The sequence below is a fragment of the Streptomyces sp. NPDC001709 genome, assembly GCF_053596375.1.
Map to the genome: position 1 here is coordinate 26,535 of NZ_JBSFGB010000005.1, position 18,570 is coordinate 45,104.

General features: G+C 66.9%; 17 protein-coding genes. 9 read left to right on the forward strand and 8 right to left on the reverse strand.

Annotated features, from left to right (window positions below; all coding sequences use genetic code 11):
• The first annotated feature begins 173 nt into the window (after positions 1-173).
• The gene (locus ACWC0C_RS09110) at positions 174-1,130 is read left to right on the forward strand and encodes a TetR/AcrR family transcriptional regulator (RefSeq protein ID WP_450862769.1); all 957 of its coding nucleotides are present in this window, start codon (positions 174-176) and stop codon (positions 1,128-1,130) included.
• Positions 1,131-1,510: 380 nt separating this feature from the next.
• Here the strand turns inward: ACWC0C_RS09110 and ACWC0C_RS09115 are convergent, their stop codons facing one another.
• The gene (locus ACWC0C_RS09115; RefSeq protein WP_450862771.1) at positions 1,511-1,843 is read right to left on the reverse strand and encodes a hypothetical protein; all 333 of its coding nucleotides are present in this window, start codon (positions 1,841-1,843) and stop codon (positions 1,511-1,513) included.
• On the reverse strand, positions 1,833-3,563 hold the full coding sequence (locus tag ACWC0C_RS09120) for a polymorphic toxin-type HINT domain-containing protein (protein WP_450862773.1): 1,731 nt from the start codon (positions 3,561-3,563) through the stop codon (positions 1,833-1,835). Before ACWC0C_RS09120 ends, ACWC0C_RS09115 begins: the two co-directional genes overlap by 11 nt.
• A gap of 1,140 nt (positions 3,564-4,703) precedes the next feature.
• On the opposite strand from ACWC0C_RS09120, the gene ACWC0C_RS09125 reads away from it, so the two are divergent.
• Complete coding sequence (locus ACWC0C_RS09125; RefSeq protein ID WP_450862775.1) at positions 4,704-5,591, forward strand: hypothetical protein; 888 nt, start codon at positions 4,704-4,706, stop codon at positions 5,589-5,591.
• Between the two features lie 209 nt (positions 5,592-5,800).
• Here the strand turns inward: ACWC0C_RS09125 and ACWC0C_RS09130 are convergent, their stop codons facing one another.
• Complete coding sequence (locus ACWC0C_RS09130; RefSeq protein WP_450862777.1) at positions 5,801-6,379, reverse strand: hypothetical protein; 579 nt, start codon at positions 6,377-6,379, stop codon at positions 5,801-5,803.
• Positions 6,380-6,739: 360 nt separating this feature from the next.
• Positions 6,740-7,039, reverse strand: coding sequence for a hypothetical protein (locus ACWC0C_RS09135; protein WP_450862779.1), 300 nt, complete (start codon positions 7,037-7,039; stop codon positions 6,740-6,742).
• 493 nt (positions 7,040-7,532) lie between these two features.
• Between ACWC0C_RS09135 and ACWC0C_RS09140 the strand changes: the two genes are divergently transcribed.
• From ACWC0C_RS09140 to ACWC0C_RS09160, 5 genes are all read left to right on the forward strand, one after another.
• Positions 7,533-8,279, forward strand: coding sequence for a hypothetical protein (locus tag ACWC0C_RS09140; protein ID WP_450862781.1), 747 nt, complete (start codon positions 7,533-7,535; stop codon positions 8,277-8,279).
• Entirely contained in the window at positions 8,276-8,614 is a 339-nt protein-coding gene (locus ACWC0C_RS09145) for a winged helix-turn-helix domain-containing protein (protein ID WP_449196582.1), read from the forward strand. Before ACWC0C_RS09140 ends, ACWC0C_RS09145 begins: the two co-directional genes overlap by 4 nt.
• Before the next feature lie 103 nt (positions 8,615-8,717).
• The gene (locus ACWC0C_RS09150) at positions 8,718-9,911 is read left to right on the forward strand and encodes an alpha/beta hydrolase family protein (RefSeq protein ID WP_450862783.1); all 1,194 of its coding nucleotides are present in this window, start codon (positions 8,718-8,720) and stop codon (positions 9,909-9,911) included.
• Positions 9,912-9,971: 60 nt separating this feature from the next.
• Positions 9,972-10,208: a hypothetical protein gene (locus ACWC0C_RS09155; protein WP_450862785.1), complete on the forward strand. Its 237-nt coding sequence runs from the start codon at positions 9,972-9,974 to the stop codon at positions 10,206-10,208.
• Positions 10,209-10,469: 261 nt separating this feature from the next.
• Positions 10,470-11,813 carry an IS630 family transposase gene (locus tag ACWC0C_RS09160; protein ID WP_450862786.1) on the forward strand — a complete coding sequence of 448 codons (1,344 nt, stop codon included), beginning with the start codon at positions 10,470-10,472 and terminating at the stop codon, positions 11,811-11,813.
• Between the two features lie 276 nt (positions 11,814-12,089).
• On the opposite strand, the gene ACWC0C_RS09165 is transcribed toward ACWC0C_RS09160, so the two are convergent.
• Positions 12,090-12,725 carry a hypothetical protein gene (locus tag ACWC0C_RS09165; RefSeq protein WP_450862788.1) on the reverse strand — a complete coding sequence of 212 codons (636 nt, stop codon included), beginning with the start codon at positions 12,723-12,725 and terminating at the stop codon, positions 12,090-12,092.
• A gap of 167 nt (positions 12,726-12,892) precedes the next feature.
• Positions 12,893-14,227: an alpha/beta fold hydrolase gene (locus ACWC0C_RS09170; RefSeq protein WP_450862790.1), complete on the reverse strand. Its 1,335-nt coding sequence runs from the start codon at positions 14,225-14,227 to the stop codon at positions 12,893-12,895.
• A 79-nt stretch (positions 14,228-14,306) separates the two neighbouring features.
• Here ACWC0C_RS09170 and ACWC0C_RS09175 point away from each other — a divergent pair, with 79 nt between their 5' ends.
• Positions 14,307-14,924 (forward strand): TetR/AcrR family transcriptional regulator, encoded by a 618-nt coding sequence (locus ACWC0C_RS09175; protein ID WP_449196576.1) that lies wholly within the window; start codon positions 14,307-14,309, stop codon positions 14,922-14,924.
• Between the two features lie 125 nt (positions 14,925-15,049).
• Here ACWC0C_RS09175 and ACWC0C_RS09180 read toward each other — a convergent pair whose 3' ends face one another.
• Entirely contained in the window at positions 15,050-16,168 is a 1,119-nt protein-coding gene (locus ACWC0C_RS09180) for an acyl-CoA thioester hydrolase/BAAT C-terminal domain-containing protein (protein WP_450862791.1), read from the reverse strand.
• On the opposite strand from ACWC0C_RS09180, the gene ACWC0C_RS09185 reads away from it, so the two are divergent.
• Positions 16,167-17,384: an N-acetyltransferase family protein gene (locus tag ACWC0C_RS09185; protein WP_450862793.1), complete on the forward strand. Its 1,218-nt coding sequence runs from the start codon at positions 16,167-16,169 to the stop codon at positions 17,382-17,384. The two genes, ACWC0C_RS09180 and ACWC0C_RS09185, sit on opposite strands and share 2 nt — an antisense overlap.
• On the opposite strand, the gene ACWC0C_RS09190 is transcribed toward ACWC0C_RS09185, so the two are convergent.
• A complete protein-coding gene (locus tag ACWC0C_RS09190) occupies positions 17,374-18,336 on the reverse strand; it encodes an FAD-dependent oxidoreductase (RefSeq protein ID WP_450862795.1) in 963 nt (320 codons plus the stop codon). The two genes, ACWC0C_RS09185 and ACWC0C_RS09190, sit on opposite strands and share 11 nt — an antisense overlap.
• Positions 18,337-18,570 lie beyond the last annotated feature (234 nt).

Consider the following 18,570-nt stretch of genomic DNA (forward strand, 5'->3'; position numbering starts at 1 on the left):
CACCGAAGCAGAACAGTGCTCATCGAGAGAACGGCGTTCATTAAGATATAGCGCAATGGCTCGACCAAGACAAGATATATCGCGTCTCGGACTCGGCTGGGTGCCTCACCTCGGACTCGGCTGCGTGCCTCACCTGGGCAGAACACTGTTCTCCGGGTCCCTAGACTTGACCCATGAGCGACGCGGCCGCCGGCACCCCCGCACCCCCTCCGCCGTCCCCGTGGGAGCGCGAGCGCCCCGCTCGCACCCATGGCGCGCCCGCACGCACGCCGCTGTCGCGTGAGCGGGTCGTCAAGGCCGCCTTCACCGTGCTGGACCGGCATGGGCTCGACGGCCTCTCGATGCGTCAGGTCGCGGCCGAACTGGGGGTCACGGTCTCCGCCCTCTACGCCCACGTCAGCTCCAAGGACGACCTCCTGGAACTCATGTACACACGGATCTTCGACGGCTACGCGATGCCCCCACCCGATCCGGAGCGCTGGCAGGAGCAGCTGCGGGACTTCGCCCGCGCCGGACGCCGACGCCTGCTGTCCCACCGGGACATGGCCAGGATCTCCATGGGGCACGTCCCCTTCACCGCCGAACTGCTGCCGCATGTCGAGGCGTTGCTCGCCATCTTCCGCACCGCCGGGCTACCCGACCGCATCGCGGCGGAGGCCGGTGACCTGATCTCCACCTACATCGACGGGTTCGTCCTGGAGGAGGGCATGTGGCGGGACCGGGCCGCTCAGCACGGCGGCAACGCTGCCTCGCCGGCCCGCCCCGACTGGCACGAGATGGCCGACGAGATGCAGAACTACTTCGCGTCCCTGCCCGCGCAGGACTTCCCCCACCTGCGCGCCCTGTCCGGTCTGATGGTGACGGACTCCTCCGACGAGAGGTTCGACATCGGCCTGGAGATCATCCTGCGCGGCCTGGCAAGCTACCTGCCGGCCCCGGCGACCGGCCCGGTCCCGGAAGCCGACCGAGTCCCGGAATCCGGCGTAGCCCAGAAAGCCGGCGTGGCCCAGAAAGCCGGCCGAGAGGCAAAGTCCGAGGTGCGTACGGAGTCCGGGGCGGCCCCGGGAGCCGATGGGACCCCGGAGGTCGGCGCGGCCCCGGACGCAGGCCACGCCCCCGGCACCGCCTGAACCGCAGTGGTCCCCGCCATGAACACCTGAGGGGCCACGGGCCGTTCTCACTCCATGGCGAACTGGCCACGCTCTTCGTCAACGAGGCACACACATCTGCAGGAGGCATGGGCGCGCGACCTAGCCGATCTGCGCGAGGTTTAGGCCATGGCGTTCCTCCAGCTGTACAACCACAGGTGTGCGTGTAAGGCAGCTGCAGGCGTCACCGTATGACGCGGTCATTGTCCGAGCCGATGCTGACCGTGGCCGTGGACAGCCCCGCAGTGCCCGCCGGGTGGGCAGCGCAGCCGAAGTCGGACGGTTCTCCGGAACAAGGAAATCGCATACCGCGCCACCTTGTGGTGTGAGTGGCGCGGTATGCAGATGTCAGGGATCCAGTTCTAGTGGGGCGCTTGCCTGTTGCCGTGTGGGGTATTGGCGAGCCAGCAGGCGCCGCCCTGAGGGAGCCAGTCGAATTCTTCGAGTGTGGAGACGACTCGCTTCACGATGGCATCAGGAGTGCCACTCCACGCTTCGAAGCCACTGTCGCCGAGATCTCCCACTTCCATCAACCCGCCACTCACCAGTTGGGTGAGTGCTTCCGTGGCCACGTCCCGGAAGTCGCGGTCGGACTGCTCGACTGTCTCTTGTGCGAGCCCGACCAGACGGTCGACAGGTACCCAGTCGTCCAGTCCTTCTTCCAGGAGTTCGCGAATGATGTACTCAGTGCTCACTCGGCAGATGCACCTTCTTTCCCTTGCCTGTTACGGGGAAGATGTCGATGGTCTCTCCACCCGAGGTAGATGATGCACGCCACTGCATGATCGTGCCGTCGGGAAGCTTGTAGACATCCGGGATCTTCGGTCCGCGGGCCGGCAGCCGCTGGGCGCCCTTGGTCCACCGCTCGAAGGTCTTTCGCAGCTCTGCGGCGGTCGGGATCTCTTTGACGTGCTTCTGCTTGCCGTTGGGGAGGTCGTCGTACTCGGCCTTCCACTTGCCACAGCCGTTGGCGTTGTGAACCAGCAGCGGTGTGCTGCCGGCCATGACGTAGAAGGTGTGCAGGTCACCGACGGTGAGGTTGCGGACAGACTGGTCGGGAGCGGTCCAGGCCCTGACGGCGCTGACCTGCACCCGTGTACCCGCGCCGGTCCGGAGCCAGGCTCCCGGCTGCAGTTGGTCGGCTGCCGCCCAGGCTTCGAGGTCGTCGACCCAGAACGGATGCTCGTCCGTGGCGGTGACCTTGGAGGGGCCGTGATCGGTCTGTACGGTGACGTCGACGAGGTTCTTCTCGCCCTGACCCGTGATCAGGGCGGTGACCGGCTCCTGCTGCTGGCGGCCGGTTGCCGGGTCGGCGGCCAGGACGCGGTCGCCTTCCCGGACCTGCTCGATGGGCAGCTGTGATCCGTCCGCCATCAGCACCTTGGTGCCGTCGGGGAAGCTGTTGCAGGTGACGGCCTGTTCGCCCTTGCGAGCCTTGCGTACCTCGTCCGCCGTGAGCAGTCTGTCGCCGGCCCGCAGCCAGTCCAGGACGGACACCCCGCCCAGCATGCGCTCTTCGGCGGTCAGCTCCTGGCCGGTGACCAGGTCCTTACCGACGAGCGCTTCGACTATGCCCTTGCCATCGCCGACACCAGGCAGCAGGTCCAACAGCAGTGACATCCTGCGCTGCTGCTCGGCATCGTCCAGGAGGGATTTTCCGGAGGCCCAGGTGTCCCCGATGCGGGAGAAGTCGAAGTCGAGCCCCGACATGTCCCGGAGCTTCTCCGCACCCTTCTTGATACCGGGTACGTGCTTATTCGCCTCGTCTACGCCCTTGTTGGCCTCGCGGATGCCGTCGTTGAGCTCCTTCATGCCCTTGTTGGCCTTGTTGATGCCCTTGTTGGCTTCAGACAGGCCCTTGTTGACATCGCGCGCGCCCGAGTTCATCGTGTCCAGGCCGCGGTTCATCTTCTCAAAACCCGCGTTGATCTGGTCGAGCGCGTCGTTGAGCTCGTTCAGCTCCTTCTCGAAGTCGAAGACGGACTTCGCCTCCGGGTACTTCTTCGGCTCGGGAAAGTACTCGCCCAGCGCGACGGTCAGGAAGGTCAGAGCGAGCAGGGAGTCGTTCTGATCCCCGAGCAACGAGTCTGCCTTGGCCAGGTTCTTACCCAGTCTGTCCAGGTGCGGCTTGGCGCTGTCGAAGGTTTTGACAGCCTGTTCCAGCAGCTTTACCTGCTGGGCGGGGTCCGGCGACTTGCTGGGATCCACGAGGTCCAGCGGCTTGAGGGCTTCGACATCCTTGATGTTTTTGTCGAGGGCCTTGAAGCTCGCTCCGTGATCCTTCATGGCGTCCTGTGCGGTGTAGAGGAAAACCCCCACTCCCACGCCGAGCGCGATGGCCTTGCCCGCAAACTGCTTCAGGCACGCGGGCCTCTCAAGCAGCGGCAGACGGTCGCAGTTTGCGTACTGAGCCACCTTGCGGATGATCTCCGCAAGCCTTTCCACGCGATTCTGCTCTGCGGCCTGAGCACTGGCTGCGGATCCCACGCAGCCGGTGAACACGATGGCCAGGGCGACGAAGAACGCCGCGATTCTTGATCTGAAATTGTGGTGCATGCATTCCTTGGCCGGCGCGCGTCGCTTCTCACCGATGCGCCGGTCCTGATTCCCCGTGACAGATAGGCAGTCTTGTTACCGGCTAATAGCCGTTATGGTCCTGAACACCATAACTCACACACAGTCATGCACTCCCCCTCACCTCCGACAAGCAAGACAAAGCGACTCTGGTGAGAGATCCGTCACCCCCGCCACCACCAGGCTGGCGTCTGTCTCCACTGCAAGTGCGGTGGCATCACACTCACCTGACCGTCCACAGGTCCCCCGGCGTCGGTGCTCATCAGTTGCGTCTGCCGGCCTGATCCGCCTTCACCGACCGAGGGCGCCGGGTTCTGCGGCGCCTCGGGCGCCTTGACGACGAGAACTTCCGGGCAGCTCTCAGCCGTTGGCGACCCGGCCGTCCGCGAGACGCTCCAGTCCCGAATCGACCGCACCCCACCCACCTCGGTCCGGTCCCGAGTCGCCTCCACCAGCCCACCCGAGACCTGAGCCCGGCAGTACCGGCTGTACCGGCAGCACAAGCGAGGCCATGGCACCGCCCCAAAGTCAGGTGCGACGGTCGGTGACCTTGCCGCCCGCTTCACATGTTCGCTGAGGTCGTACGTCGCCGCCTTGGGATGGTGGCAGTTGTTCACTGCCCCGACCATGACGGCAACGCCGTCGGGCCGTCACAGCATGGCACTGGCAGCCGCGCCGGCACCGGGCGCCAGCTCGGGGCGGGGCTGGGCGAGGGCCAGGGGTTCGCACGTACATCGCATGTGACAGCGACGTACGAAATATGTCACAGGGCTCGTACCACCAGGTGCCGCTGCTTCCCCCAGAGCCCCACCGGTGAGATCTTTACGGGCGGGAGCGGCCAGCAGGCCGCAGGGAGGGATCGGGGTGGACACCTTGACGCGTCAACTACTACATGGCACCGGCAGCGACACAACCGCCGGAAGAACCCGAAGAATCGGCAGGACCGGCGCGAACGGCACAACGCGGCGCCGCCGGACGGCGGTGACCGTCACGGCGCTCGCCATGGCCGTGCCGCTGACCCTCGGCACCGCAGGAAACGCAGGAGCGGCGGGAGACCACCCGATCGTCTTCGCCCGCTACACCACAGCAGCGCCCACCGAAGACCTCTACGCGATCTCTCCCAGTGGCGGCACGCCCGTCAAACTCACGCACACCCCCACCGTCAGCGACGTGATGCCCAGCTGGTCCCCGGACGGAAAGCGGATCGCCTTTGCCCGCTACGGGTCCGGTGGCACCATCGACGGCATCTGGACCATGACAACCACGGGCGGCGACCTGAAGGTCATTCCCGGCACCAAGGGCGCCACCGACCCGGCGTGGTCCCCGGACGGCAAGCGGATCGCCTACGACAAGCCGGTCGGCACCCAGCGCGAGATCTACGTGGCCGACATCGACGGCACACCCGCCACCCGGCTCACCCACACCGCGGCCGACGACCTCCATCCGACCTGGTCCCCGGACGGCAAATACCTGGCGTTCAACCGCGCGGACACCAGCGGACACAGCAGAGTGATACGGATCCGGCTGTCCACCCTGACCCAGGCCGCGGTCACCGCGCCCGGCTCCCACGACTGGGCACCCGACTGGTCACACACCAACCAGATCGCCTTCAGCCGCGTGGACTCCTCAGGGTTCGCCCACCTGTACGTCGTCCGCCCCGATGGCACCGGACTGCACCGCATCACCGCAGCCCGCCTCAACGACAAGAACCCCTCCTGGTCCCCCGACGGCAGCCACCTGGTCTTCACCAGGGGCGGTACCGACGACGCCGACCCCGAACACCTCTACCTCGTACGGGCCGACGGCACCGCACCGACCCAGCTCACCAAAACTGACTCCCACGACCTGCAAGCCGACTGGCGCCCGTAAGACGCCAGACAACCACCGACAGCCCGCCCGGTGCACCAGGCCCCGGGTATAGGGCCACTTGGACAGCCGGGCTCCTGACCAGCAAGTGTTCCGTGATGGCAGCTGCGAGCCCTCGCCGAACAGGAACTCTCACACTGGCCCGGCTGGCCGACATTCCCGCCCACCGGCGGCGGCCTCAACTTCCCCGCTCGCACGTTTGAAAGGCCCGCTCAGGGCTCGGGGGTCCACTCCACGGGAGGGGGTGTGCGGCTGTAGTGGGCTCCTCTGGTGCCGTAGTGGGCGAGGTGCAGGGTTTCACCGTCGACCTGGAGCTCTGCCGGCGGAGGGTTGGGAACGGAGATCCCTGGGCGAGAGTGGCCGTCGATGCGGATGCACTCCCGGGGCTGGTTCCAGCTGTCCGCCCATTGCTGGGCCCGCTCGCGGGACCACGGGTTCTGCAGGGTCCGCGGGGCGGCCGGGTCGTGTAGGTGGCGATTGAGGCTGCGGACCAGACCTTCGCTGTAGACACCCTTGACCCTGAAGTTCTCCAGGTCCTCCGCGCGTACGACCATGTTGATGTACCGGCGGCCATTGCCTCGGTGCCGACCCACCGCAGGCCAGCGACAGTGGCCAGGGTCCCAGCGGACGGGCGGGATCCACAGCAGCGCGCCTGCGGAGAAGTGCTTCGTGCCGCGCTGGATGTCGAGGCCGCTCTCGCCGTGCGCGGTCTCCCGCGCCACGTTGGCCACCAGGCACCAGCCCAGCAGCTCGTCCGGGGTCTCATCGTCGGTAGGTTCCGTGTCTGCCACGCCGAGAATTTTGAGGCACGAGACGGGGCACGAGCCAGCTCTTATCAGCTGAGCCGACCGGAGCGAACGACATGCGGATGCCCGTCCGTACATCTGGCGCTTGATGGTCTTGATTCGGTTGACGTGTCCTTCGACTGCCCCGAGTTGTACGGGAGGGTGCGCGCCGGCGGTCCCGACCGGCGGACAGCGGGTGTACTGCGCCCAGTTCAAGGCGTGCTGGAAAAGATCCGAGTTACGCGCATCGGGCCAGGCCCCACGCACAAAACCCGACAGCCTCGCGGCCGGCAAGGGGTACTGCAACAGTCCGTGCCGCACCTACGTGCGGCGACGGCCATCCGGCTTCGGCGAAGAGCGCCGGACCTAGTCACGGGGTTCTGCGAGAAGGTCGTCCACCACATGACATCGAATGGTGGGGAGGTACTCAGCGATCGCCTCGCTCATCATGGCTTCCCCTTCGGGGTCGACGTCTGGGCACCGCTCGCGCGTGGTGGCGTCCGGCCACCGTGCGTACGCCACCCAGGTGCCGTCATCGGCCTCGTGCAGACGTGATCCGTAGCTACCGCAGTGCTTGTGCATCGCCTGTGTCACGCGGTGCCAACCAGCTGCGAACTGCTGCTCCTTGCCTTCGTGCAAACGCCACCGGTAGATCACCGCGAACATGACACGACCTCCCCCATAACCTCCGCGCCTCCGGAATCCGGTGGGCATGCCCCGCACACCCATCACACTCCAGATCAGAACTGTACATGTCAGCCTGGTTGGTGGGGGCGATCTCTGGTGGCCGGCCGTCGCAATCCGGACCCGGCTTGGGAGGGTCATACGCGGCTGCATCGATGGACAACATGCCCTCCATCAGGACGACTTGACATACCACCAACCGCGAGCCCTTTACGCCGTCCCTGGCGTGCGGCGCATCCGGCTGCGCCCGCTCAGGGGTGGCGGTGTGGCCCAGACGGCAGCCGGCCGCGGTGAAGGCGTCGGTCTGGCGGCCGAACTTCTGTCCACCAGTGGACAACCGGGCGCGGACGATGCGGATCTCGCTCCGGACAGCCAGCGGCCGGCCTCGTATCGCCGGTTTCCATGCTGGGCCGAACTGGCAGCTATTTCAAGGGAGTTTCTTGCCCTAACTGGTTTGTGATGCAAAGCTGATGGCATGACAGACGCCTCGGTGCCCTCGCCGGACACCCCACACGAAGTCCTCGCCAGCCTCGGTGACCTGACCCGCCGGGTCCGCGCCGCCCAACGCGGCACCTGGTTTCCCCTCCTGCTACTCGGCGTGCTCACGCTGGGCGGAATCCTGGTCAGCCGCTTCACCTTCAAGGTCGAGACCGTTTCCTGCCCGGCGGGTGCCGCAGTGACAGGCGGCGGCTGCACCCTGATCACTCAGGGCTCGGCGCTCTACTGGCCCCTCGGGCTCGCCCTCGCCTACGCCGCGACGGCGTTCTTCTACATCCGCCGCTCCCGCAACCGCGGAGTCGGCACCCCGGTCCGGCCGTACATCCTCACCGGGATCGCCCTGCTCGGTGTGGTTGCCGCCACCTCCTTCTGGAGCACCCGCCACGGGATCCCGCGGCCCGGTGAACCACTCGACTTCTGGGGCCTGCACCTCGACCCCAGCTCCGAGATGACGAGGTTCATCGAGCAACTCGTGGGGAATGCCACGGCCGTTGGGCTGCCGCTGCTGGTGCTGTCCTGGGTGGAACGCAGCCGCCTCCTGCTGCTGCTCACCGCGGTGTACCTGGCCATCGAATTGGTGCCGCCGTCCACCGGTTGGTCGGGGATCCCCGTCACCTCGCCTTGGTTCTTCCTGCCCCGCTACGCCGTCCCTGGCGTGCTCCTCCTGCTCGGCGCCCTCGGCTTTGGCCTGGTCGAGCTGCCCCGCAGGCGCAACGCGTCATGACCGATCAGCCCGAACAGCACCCCGTCACCGGTCTGGATGACGTGGTCCACCAGCGCGTCCGCCTCGGCATCCTCACCGTCGCCCACCAGGCGCGCCGGGTCGAGTTCGGCTTCCTGCGCACGGCACTCGGCCTCACTGCCGGAAACCTCAGCCAGCACCTCGCCGTCCTGGAGAAGGCCGGACTGGTCGATATCGAGAAGGGCTACGAGGGCAAACGCGCCCGCACCTGGCTCTCCCTCACCCCCGCGGGCGACCGCGCCCTGCGGGACGAGGTCGCCCAGCTCAAGCGCCTCATCCACCAGATCGAGCACGGCAGCTCAGCCCCGGAGTCCTGATCCGGACCCCGGCGAACCGTGGTGAGTCGTGAGCGGCTCCCGCCGACGTCCGGCGGACCCGGACAGCACGCCGAACACCGTCCACGAAATCCAGGGAGGACACGTGACCATCACACCGGACGTGACGCGCCGTCGCTTGCTCGCAGCCGCGCTGGTGACGGGGGTCGGGGCCGCCGTGCCGATCAGCGCAGCGCGCCAGGCGTGGGCGGCTTCGACCGCCCCCGGTCTGTCGCAGCTCACGCTGCCCAGGCCCACCGGGCCGCACCCGGTGGGCATGGTGCCGCTCCACCTCGTCGACACCTCGCGTCCGGATCCCGTGGCCGGTCCCGGGCATCACCGCGAGTTGATGACCAGCGTTTGGTACCCCGCTTGCAAGACGAAGGACCTACCGCGTGCTCCCTGGATGACCCAGGGTGCGCTGCGGGCGTTCCTGGCGGACGTCGGCTTCTCCCTTGATCCCGCCCTCGGCCCACTCACCGCCGCACACGTGGGCGCACCCGTGCACCAAACGGGCCGTCGCCTGCCCATCCTCGTGTACTCGCACGGCGCGGGCAGCCATCGCGGCGACCACACCATAATGGTCCAGGAACTCGCCAGCCACGGCTACGCCGTGGTCACCGTCGACCACACGTACGACGCGTTCAGCGAGTTCCCCGACGGCCGACTCACCGTTCCGGAAGAGGTCCCGCCGTTCCTGGGGCCCCCGGACTTCGCCACGGACATCCGGTTCGTGCTCGACGTCGTCGAGAGCCTTGCCGCCGGGCACAACCCCGACGTCGACGGCAGGCCACTGCCCCAGGGCCTGCTCGGCGCCCTCGACCCGCAGCGCATCGGGTCGTTCGGCTGGTCGAAGGGCGGCACCGCCACCGCGCTCACCATGCTCGCCGACCAGCGCGTTGGCGCCGGGCTCAGCATCGACGGCCCGATGCAGCCGACCATCACCGCCGACCTGGACCGGCCGTTCATGATGATGACCGCTTCGTTTACCCGGGCCGCCATGCCGGACGTCGCCGAGTTCTGGACACACCTTCGCGGTTGGCGGCTGAACATCCAGGCCGACGGGGCCATCCACAAGACGTACGGCGACGACGCGACACTGATCCCGCAAGCGGGCAAGGTCCTTGGCCTGACCAACCAGCAGATCCAGGACATGATCGGCACCCTCGGCCCGGCCCGGGCGGTACAGATCCAACAGGCCTACCCACTCGCGTTCTTCGACCTGCACCTGCGGCACCGCGGAAGCCATCTGCTCGACGGCCCGAGCGCGGCCTTCCCAGAGGTGAAGTTCATCCCGTGAAGCGTCGGACCGCGCAGCACTAGCCACGAGCTATTTGAACGTGTTCAAATAATGAGGTTCGTGATCGGAGAGAGGACTGCCGATGCACGCCGGGCGGGTGACAAGAGGGGGCAGGCAGGCATGGGTTCAGGTGCGGGTGTGATCGTCTTCGCCGTCTTGGTCGTCTGGCCAATCCTCATGGCGGCATTCGGCCTCTTCGTCGGGTCAAGGACATCCTGGAGGATGGGCTTGCTGATGTCGGTTCCCTTGATCCTCATGCCCTACGCGTTGTGGCTGTTCGGCGCGGCTACCCAGTGACTGCTGCTCCGTGAGGGAGGACTAGCCGGTGGTCGGGCGTGTGATGGTCCCGCGTCGCCGACGGCAACCTCGAGCGCCGTCAGCGGGAGCTAAGGAGGTGGGTTGACCGATGCCGGGAGGGCCGTGCGGGAGCGCATACGGCTGCAGGCGTGGAACGCTTCGCGGGCGGGGAGAAGAACTCACCAACCCGGCGAACCTTCCCGGTCAGAGCATTAGTGTGATGCGCCAGAAATCCTGAGGGTTAGTTACTACCCTGTTGTCATGTCGCATCCGGGGCCTTCTGCTGTGGCGATCACGTTGTCCGAGGCCGAGCGCGCCGAGTTGATGCGCCGCACGAAAATGCCGCACAGGCGCTCGGCTGAGAAGGCCCGCATCATCCTGGCGTGTGCTGACGGCTTGTCAAACGCGGGTGTCGCGCGGCTCGTCGGTGTCCAGGCCAAGACGGTCGGCAAGTGGCGTCGGGCATTCGCTGCAGAGCGGATGGCTGGGCTTGAGGACGCCGGCTGGATTGGCCGGCCGAAGGCCGACCTGATCCTCGACGATGCTGAGCGCAAGCAACTGCAGCAGTGGGCGCGGCAGGCCAAGACCGCCCAGTTCCTCGCGTTGCGGGCCAAGATCGTGCTGCGCTGCGCGGAAGGCGGGACGAACCAGCAGGCTGCGGCCGACCTCGGCATCGACAGGTCGGCCGTGGACCGCTGGCGGGCCCGGTTCATCGCAAAACGCCTCGATGGTCTGCATGACGAGCCGCGCTCGGGCCGGCCGCCTTCGATCCTCCTCGACCAGGTCGAGGAAGTCGTCGTGGCCACCCTTGAGTCGCTCCCGGGCCAGGACACGCACTGGTCACGGACCTCGATGGCCCAGCGCACCGGCCTGTCGAAGTCGACGATCGGGCGCATCTGGAAGCGGTTCGACCTCAAGCCCCACCTGCAGGACTCCTTCAAACTGTCCACCGATCCGCAGTTCGTTGCCAAGGTCGTCGACGTTGTCGGCCTGTACCACCACCCGCCCGAGAAGGCGGTCGTGCTCTGCGTGGACGAGAAGAGCCAGATCCAGGCGCTGGACCGGTCCCAGCCAGTGCTGCCGATGATGCCGGGCATGCCCGAACGCCGCACCCACGACTATCTGAGGCACGGCATCACCAGCCTGTTCGCCGCCTTCAACATCGCCGACAGCACCGTCATATCGGCACTGCACCGCCGCCACCGGGCGATCGAGTTCAAGAAGTTCCTGATCCGGATCGACAAGGCGGTGCCTGCCGGGCTCGACGTGCACCTCGTCTGTGACAACTACGCCACCCACAACACCGCCGAGATCAGGACGTGGCTCGGCAAACACCCCCGCTTCCACGTCCATTTCACCCCCACCGGCTCCTCCTGGATGAACCAGGTGGAACGGTGGTTCGGCCTGCTGACCGACAAGCTCATCCGCCGCGGCGTCCACACCTCCGTGAAGGCACTGGAGGACGACATCACTGCGTGGATCAACACCTGGAACGAGAACCCGCGGCCCTTCACCTGGACCAAGACAGCCGACGAGATCCTCAACTCCCTCGCCGACTACCTCACCAAGGTCGGAACCACCGGCCAGAAAACAGCGCAGAACTAACCCTCAGGATTTCTGGCGCATCACACTAGTCTGCCGTCCGGCCATCTGCGAGGTGAAGCGCGCGCTGCGCAGCGGCGGTCCAATTCCGCATCACCACGCCTGGCACGACGAAGGCTTCCACATCCATTCCGCACACCCTCGCCAAGCCCGGCGACGAACCAACCGCCTTCCTCGCCACCTTCCGCCCGGACCTGTTCGTGCAGTACTTCCCCGACCTGCGGGACACGCTCGCCGACGGCCGAGAGTTGACCGAGCAACTCGACCGGCACATTTGGTTCACGCCTGGGCCGACGGGGGTGGGTCCTGCGCAGTCTCCGTCTCCCGGGCGAGACGCCTCCGGTTGGCTCTCAACTGCTCGACACGTTCCGGCAGGTCAGGGAACTCATCGAGGACGCCGAGGTCCTCGCGGAGGGCATGCCGCAGCAGCCAGACCGCCTCCGCGAGCGGAGTGGTGAACCATGTCTCCGTCTGCCTCCATATCTCATGGCTGCCAGCAGAGTTGGGAAGTAACTTCACCAGCTTGTAGCCCAGACTCAGGCAGCGGTTGACTTCCGAGGCGACCTGCAGAGCGCGGCCTGGTAGCACCATCTGGGCTTGTGCGTACTGATCTCGATAGGAGCTGCGTGCAGCGTCCAGCGCCGATCCGTCTACGTTGTCGCCGCGCTTGAGAGCCAGGACGTAGTCGAAGGCGGCCGTCCGGTAGGCGCGGGCCGACGAGTTGAGCGCCGCGTACAGGTCACGCTTGCGCTGCAAGTCCCGCTCGTCACGGTCTTGCCGGCGTTGGCTCTCCGCTCGCTCAGCCTCCTCCGCCAGTTCGCGGCGTCGAGACCACTGGGCGAGTAGTGGTGCACCCATCGTGCCGGCCACACCGACGGCGGCGACCACCACTGCTGTCAGATCGGCGCTTGCCATGTGGTCCTTCCTGCTACGTCCGGGACCGGTGCACCATCCAAGGCACCAGCGCCTGGATGAGGCGATAGACAGGCTGCCCGCTCAACGCTCAATTGGCCAGCTGAAGGTTCTCCGCTGCAGTTCCAGCAGCCCCTGATGGAGGTCGGACCGGACGGAATACCGGGGCATCACCTGCGATCACGCAGGAAGGCGGGGATCTCCTCGCGAGTGGGGTAGTTCGGCAGAGGTGCCGGCTCACTCTGCAGGAACGCACTGACGACAGCGGCGGCTCGGGCGTTGTTGTCGTCCAGGCCGTTCCACATGTGATGGCCGACTCCGGGCATGTACTGGGTGCGCTGGATGACGGGGTCGTTGGCGAGGATCGCGGTCTCCCATTGGCGAACCTGGGAAGAACACTCGGCGATCATCAGCATGGCGGGCGTCTTTGAGTGCCTCAGTTGCCGGGCGATGGACGGGGAGTCCTTCACCGTCTGCTCGACGCGGAGGCTGGCGGCGGGGCTGAAGGAGAAGTTCTGTGTGGAGTCCTCGGACGGAATGCGATGCGCGTCGCGCGCGCAGTAGGCGGATGCAGTGTCGCTGCCGAGGTCGGCGGCGGTGAATGCGTTGTCGCCTTCCGCCTGTCCGACCAGTCCGGTGTCGGGGGTGAGGAGTCCGAGTCGCATGAGACCGAATGCCACGGCGTACCGAGGGATGTGCGTTGATCGCGGTCCGGTCATGCCCGGTGCGAGGCCGCGCGCGGACGGGCGTCCCTGGTGCCCGGCGATCCTCGATGTGGGGCCGTCCATCGGGCCGGGCTCGGCGATGATCACCCGGTGCAGCTGCGCGGCGACGGAGGGGTCGGCCAGTGCTCGAGTGAGCACGACCGCGCCTGACGAGAAGCCGAGGACGTCGGCCTTGCCCTTGCCCAGACGATGGATGACGGCGTTGAGGTCACGGACCGATCGGGAGACCGCGTACTGGTCCATGGGGAGCAGGTCACTGCGGCCGCCGCCGGCCTGTTCATAGGCGTAGACGTCGTAGCCCTGGCCTGCCAGGAGTTGCAGGAACCGGTGGTCGAGTTCCGATATGCCGCGGACCGGCCCCCCGTTGAGGTACACGAGCGGGATCGGGCGTCGGGGGCCGGTGCCTGCGGGCGGGTAGTGGTACACCGCGACTCTGCTGCCGGTTTTCAGGCTCCAGTGCTGTGTGGCCACGAAGTGCAGGGCGGGCGGGTACTGCCGGTTTGCGGGAACGGTCGGAACGCAGACCGTCGCCGTCAACGCCGCCGCAAGAACCCCCGGCACGAACGGCACGAGTCGCCCCGCCCTGGTGCGGCGCCGGCTGCGCCACAGTCCGGCGACGGAAGCAACACCGAGGGTCGTCAGCCAAGCGGCGAGTCCCGAGCCGGCCCCGTCCGTGAGAACGATCAACACGAGAAAGACAACAGCCAGCGCCGCTACGGCGGACAGCACCAGCAGTAAGCGTCCGGTGAAGCGGACAAGGCGTTTGGCGAATGCGGCCATGGTGGACTCCCAAGTTTCAGAGCGTCGTTTCAGAACGCTGTTTCAAAACGACGTTATCAGATGGAGTAGGCTTCTCGTCGTGGGTAGACCGAGGACGAACGATGAGGCGGTCAAAGAGCGGCTCGTGGCGTGCGCGACCGAGATGTTGGCCACGGGTTCGCGGGAGTCGGTCACGGTCCGCTCCGTGGCGGCTGCCGCCGGCGCCTCAACGACGGCGGTGTACTCGCTGTTCGGGGGCAAGGACGGACTGATCGGAGCGGTACGCGACAGGGCTGTCGCCGGCCTGTTCCAGGAGTTGTCGGCGGTGCCGACCTCTGACGATCCCCTCGCCGACCTCTATGCCCTGGCCATCGCATATCGGCTATGGGGACGCGGACACAGCCACCTGTACACGGTGCTGTTCGGAGGGGCGCAATCCTTCGATCCGTCGGGCACGGTCGGCACCCATGACCCCGTCCGGCCACTCATCGCGGCGATCGACCGGGCCGTGACGAGTTCCGTCCTCGCCGGCGAAGCGACGTCGATCGCCCTCTCGCTCTGGGTCACGCTGCACGGGCTTGTGATGCTCGAACTGGCTGAAGCGCTCGACACCCCTACAGCGGAGGCCGCGTTCCGATCGGCGATTCACGCTGCCCTGCGCGGCTGGGCAACCCCCGCAGTGTTCGGGAGCCTTCGCCACGCAGAACTCTCTCCCTGACAGGGTCAGCCCAGGACGACCAGCTGTGCACTGGTGGCCGCGCGCGCAAACGGCTCAAGGTGCCGACGCGGTAACGTCGGACGCGATCAACACGAGCGAGGGTCAGACGTCGCAACGGAGCGTGTTCAGCTCCGGAGCGCGCTGAGGATGTGAGGCCAGGCAGCTGCCCCCAAGAGCGCGTCGGCTTCGGGTGTGCCTCCGTACAGGAATTGCGGGGATGCCGACGCGGGGCTCTCGCCAGGAAGTCGCGGGCGGTGACCGGCATCGTGGCGGGTGATCAGACGCACGGTGGCCCCGGCTGAGCGCCGGCGTCGTGCCAGTTGTTCGGCGAAGGGAAGGGACGGCCACATCGCGTCGTCGCCACCTGCGACCAGCAGGAGATCGGCCCGGGCCTTGTCCACGGGGATCTCCGCAGGAGGGAGCAGGTGAGGGAAGGTCAGCTCACTGCGTTCGTACCATCCGCGGATGGCGACCGGCCCGCTGCCCGGCTCTGCGGGAGCCCAGGAATCATCCATCGGGACGAAAGGCAGCGCCTGCCCTCGCCAGGTCCAGGACGATCGATAGGGGCGCCGCGCTCCGTCACGGCCTGGTCCGACGTTGCACCAGATTCGAGACGTGGGCGACAGCGCGATGACCACGTCCACGCGCGGATCGTGCACTGCCGTGAGCAGGGCTGCCTCAGCTCCCTTCGAGACACCCAGGATCCCGATGCGTTCTGCGCCGTTCGCTTGGAGGAAGTCGACGGCGGTCGTGAAGGTCTCCAGGGGGATCTCGCAGATTCCCGGGGATTGCCCCGGCCCGCCGAACCAGCGGATCGACAAGGCCGTCATGCCCTGCTCGGCGAGGATGCGTGCTCTCTCCCGTTCGACGCGCCCGCTGGAACCCGCCAGAACCAGAACGCCGGTGTCGCTGCCGCGGGCGGGAGCGACCAGAACCCCCTCCCAGGGGTCGGTCAGCTTGCGCTCAATGACATCCACAGGGCCCCCGTCGGTCCGTCTCGGCCTGTCAGCGCAGCCCGATCGGCTTTGCCGCTCCTCCCAGACCGACCGTACCCACCGCGCACAGCGGTCGCCAGTGTCATTCCGCCGCCCGGGCGGTCCTTCGTGGCCAGCTTGATCGGCAGGCGGATGAGGTACGTCCGGGACGCTCAACATCCCCTGATGGAAACGGAGTTGCTCTGTAGGATGATCGCCCGCAGCGCGGAACTCCACGCCGACGCCAAGTTGAGTGGAACTGAGGGACATGACTGCATGGTCCACCCGGGTGGCTCGCCCGGCTGATCTGGCCGAACTCAGCTCACTGTTGTCCGACACTTGCGACGCCGGTGCCATGCCGTCGTCGGAACTTCTCGCCGACGCCATTGCGCGCGGTCTGGTTCGGGTGGCCGAAGCCGACTCGGACATGGTGGGCTGCATAGCCGCGGAAATGCCGGCACCAGGACACATACGCTTGTCGGTGATATCGGTCCGGGACGGGATGCGTCGCCAGGGCATGGCCTCCCGGCTCCTGGCCGAGATGGTGGAGGAAGTCCCGCAGAATCCGAACGAACCGCCGCTGATATCCGCCGTGGCAACGGTTGATGAACTGGCCGTGGTCCGGCTTCTACTGAAGGGCGGCTTCATAGGGACGCGGGTCATGCGCACGGGCCGTACGGGCGACGGCGTCCAGATCCACTATCAGTACAAGTTACGTGTTGAATACATAGACCCGGACGCACGGCATCTCGTACCCGTCAGTGCGCGGGAGCAGCTCACCGAGTCCCTGGCACCCGGCGACCACGCCGTGACCGCGCTGGTGACCCTGGCCGGTGAACCCGCCTTTGAGATAGCCCGGTTCGAGCAGGACGACCCGGCGGCTCTGCAGTCCGGGGAAGCCGCGGCGGGCATCGCCTTCTCCGGTTCGATACTCGCAGCCATCACCTTCCTGCTCGGCTTCGCCTTTGCCTCGAGCCGGTTCCCGGATGACGTGCGCCTGCTCCTCATCGGAGCGACGTTCAGCACCGTGCTGTCCCTGATCGTCTATGCGAATGCCTCCGGCGAACTCGCCCGGATCCGCTCGAACTCATTCGGCAAGATCATGAAATGGGGGAACGTACTGTCCGAGTACGGCGGCGTCCTTCCCTTCCTGATCTCGCTGCCCGTCACCTACGCACAGGTCAGCGACGACCCGTGGACGACCATAGTTCTCGCTGTGGTGATCAGTGCCGGAATCGCCTGGTACGAGCGATCGGAATTCTCCATAGCCCACCGATTCCGCCGGAGCCCGAGCGAGGTCACCTTGATGACGCTCACGGCCGTCTCGCCGACGGTTGGTTCCGTGCTGGTGGCCGCGCAGGTCACGAGCTGGCCGTGGACCATGGTTCTCACGGCAACGTTGGCAGCGCGCACCTGGCTGTATCTCTTTCGCAGAGGACCGGAGAGCGGGATCGAGGAGCGCCGACAGTGGCAGATCAGGGAGTGAGCCCCGACGCTCCACGAACCCGCTCGGCAACCTCGCGGGCGCAGGCCCAGGACAGCGTCAGTCCGGCTCCGCCGTGACCATAGTTGTGCAGCAGCAGCGTGCCGTCGCGCCTCTCCTCGCCGAGCCTGACCCGTGTGCGGGCCGGCCGCAGCCCGACCCGGTGCGTGATGACCCGGGCTGCGGCGATCGACGGCTCCACGTCGGCGCAGCGCCGGATGATCTCCCTGGCCGCGGTCTCGTCGGGCCGGAGGTCCCAGTTGTCCTGTTCCGACGTTCCGCCCAGGACCAGCACGTCGGAGTGCGGGTAGATGTAGGTGAGTTCCTCGGTCCCGGGAGTGTCGTCGCAGAAGAACGATGGGATACCGGGGTTCTCCACCACGACGAGTTGGCCGCGCACCGCCTCGACGAAGGCGTCGGCCGCCAGCAACCGGGCACCGACCCCTGAACAGTTGACGATCACCGGCGCTTCACGCGCCGCCTCTTCTAGAGTGTTGTAGTGGTGACGGCGCATGTGTCCGCCGGCCTGGGCAAGGCGACGGGTGAGATAGTGGAGGTAGCGGGGCATGTCGACGACCGGGGCGCGGTACCTCCATCCTGTGACGAAGCCCGGGTGGAGTTCGTCGGGTGCGCATGCCTCCGCGCCGACCGAGGTGCCCCAGGCGGGCATGTCGCATGGGATGCGGGACTCGTGGGTTCCCTCCAGCAGCCGGATTCCCGTGTCCGCATCGGCGCTCAGCGAGGTCAGAACCGACAGCGTCTCCTGACTCCACGGGCCTACCAGGTGTGCCGGCTCGACCAGATACGGGTCCCACATCGCGCCCGCGGCCGCCGAGGTCGTCTCACCGGGTGACTGATCACTGTCGACGCGTACGTCCCAGCCCGACTCTGCCAGACACACTGCCGTGGTGAGCCCCGCGACCCCGGCACCGATCACCACCACGCGGCCCTGCAATGGTCGCCTCCGTCCTCCTCATCGCGCTGTCGACCCTATAAGGCACGGGGTTCGCGCGTCGATTCACAGAAGACATCGTGACGGGGCTGCCGCCCAGGGGGGACTCGGCGTAGCTCGGCCTCCAGGTAGATCCATGAACTGTGATCGCTGAACCCATCGCTGGAGTAGGGCTCGTTGCGGCGCGCCTGGGCAGCGGTGGTAAGTCCCGGGGTCAACGACGGCACGGAGATCCGT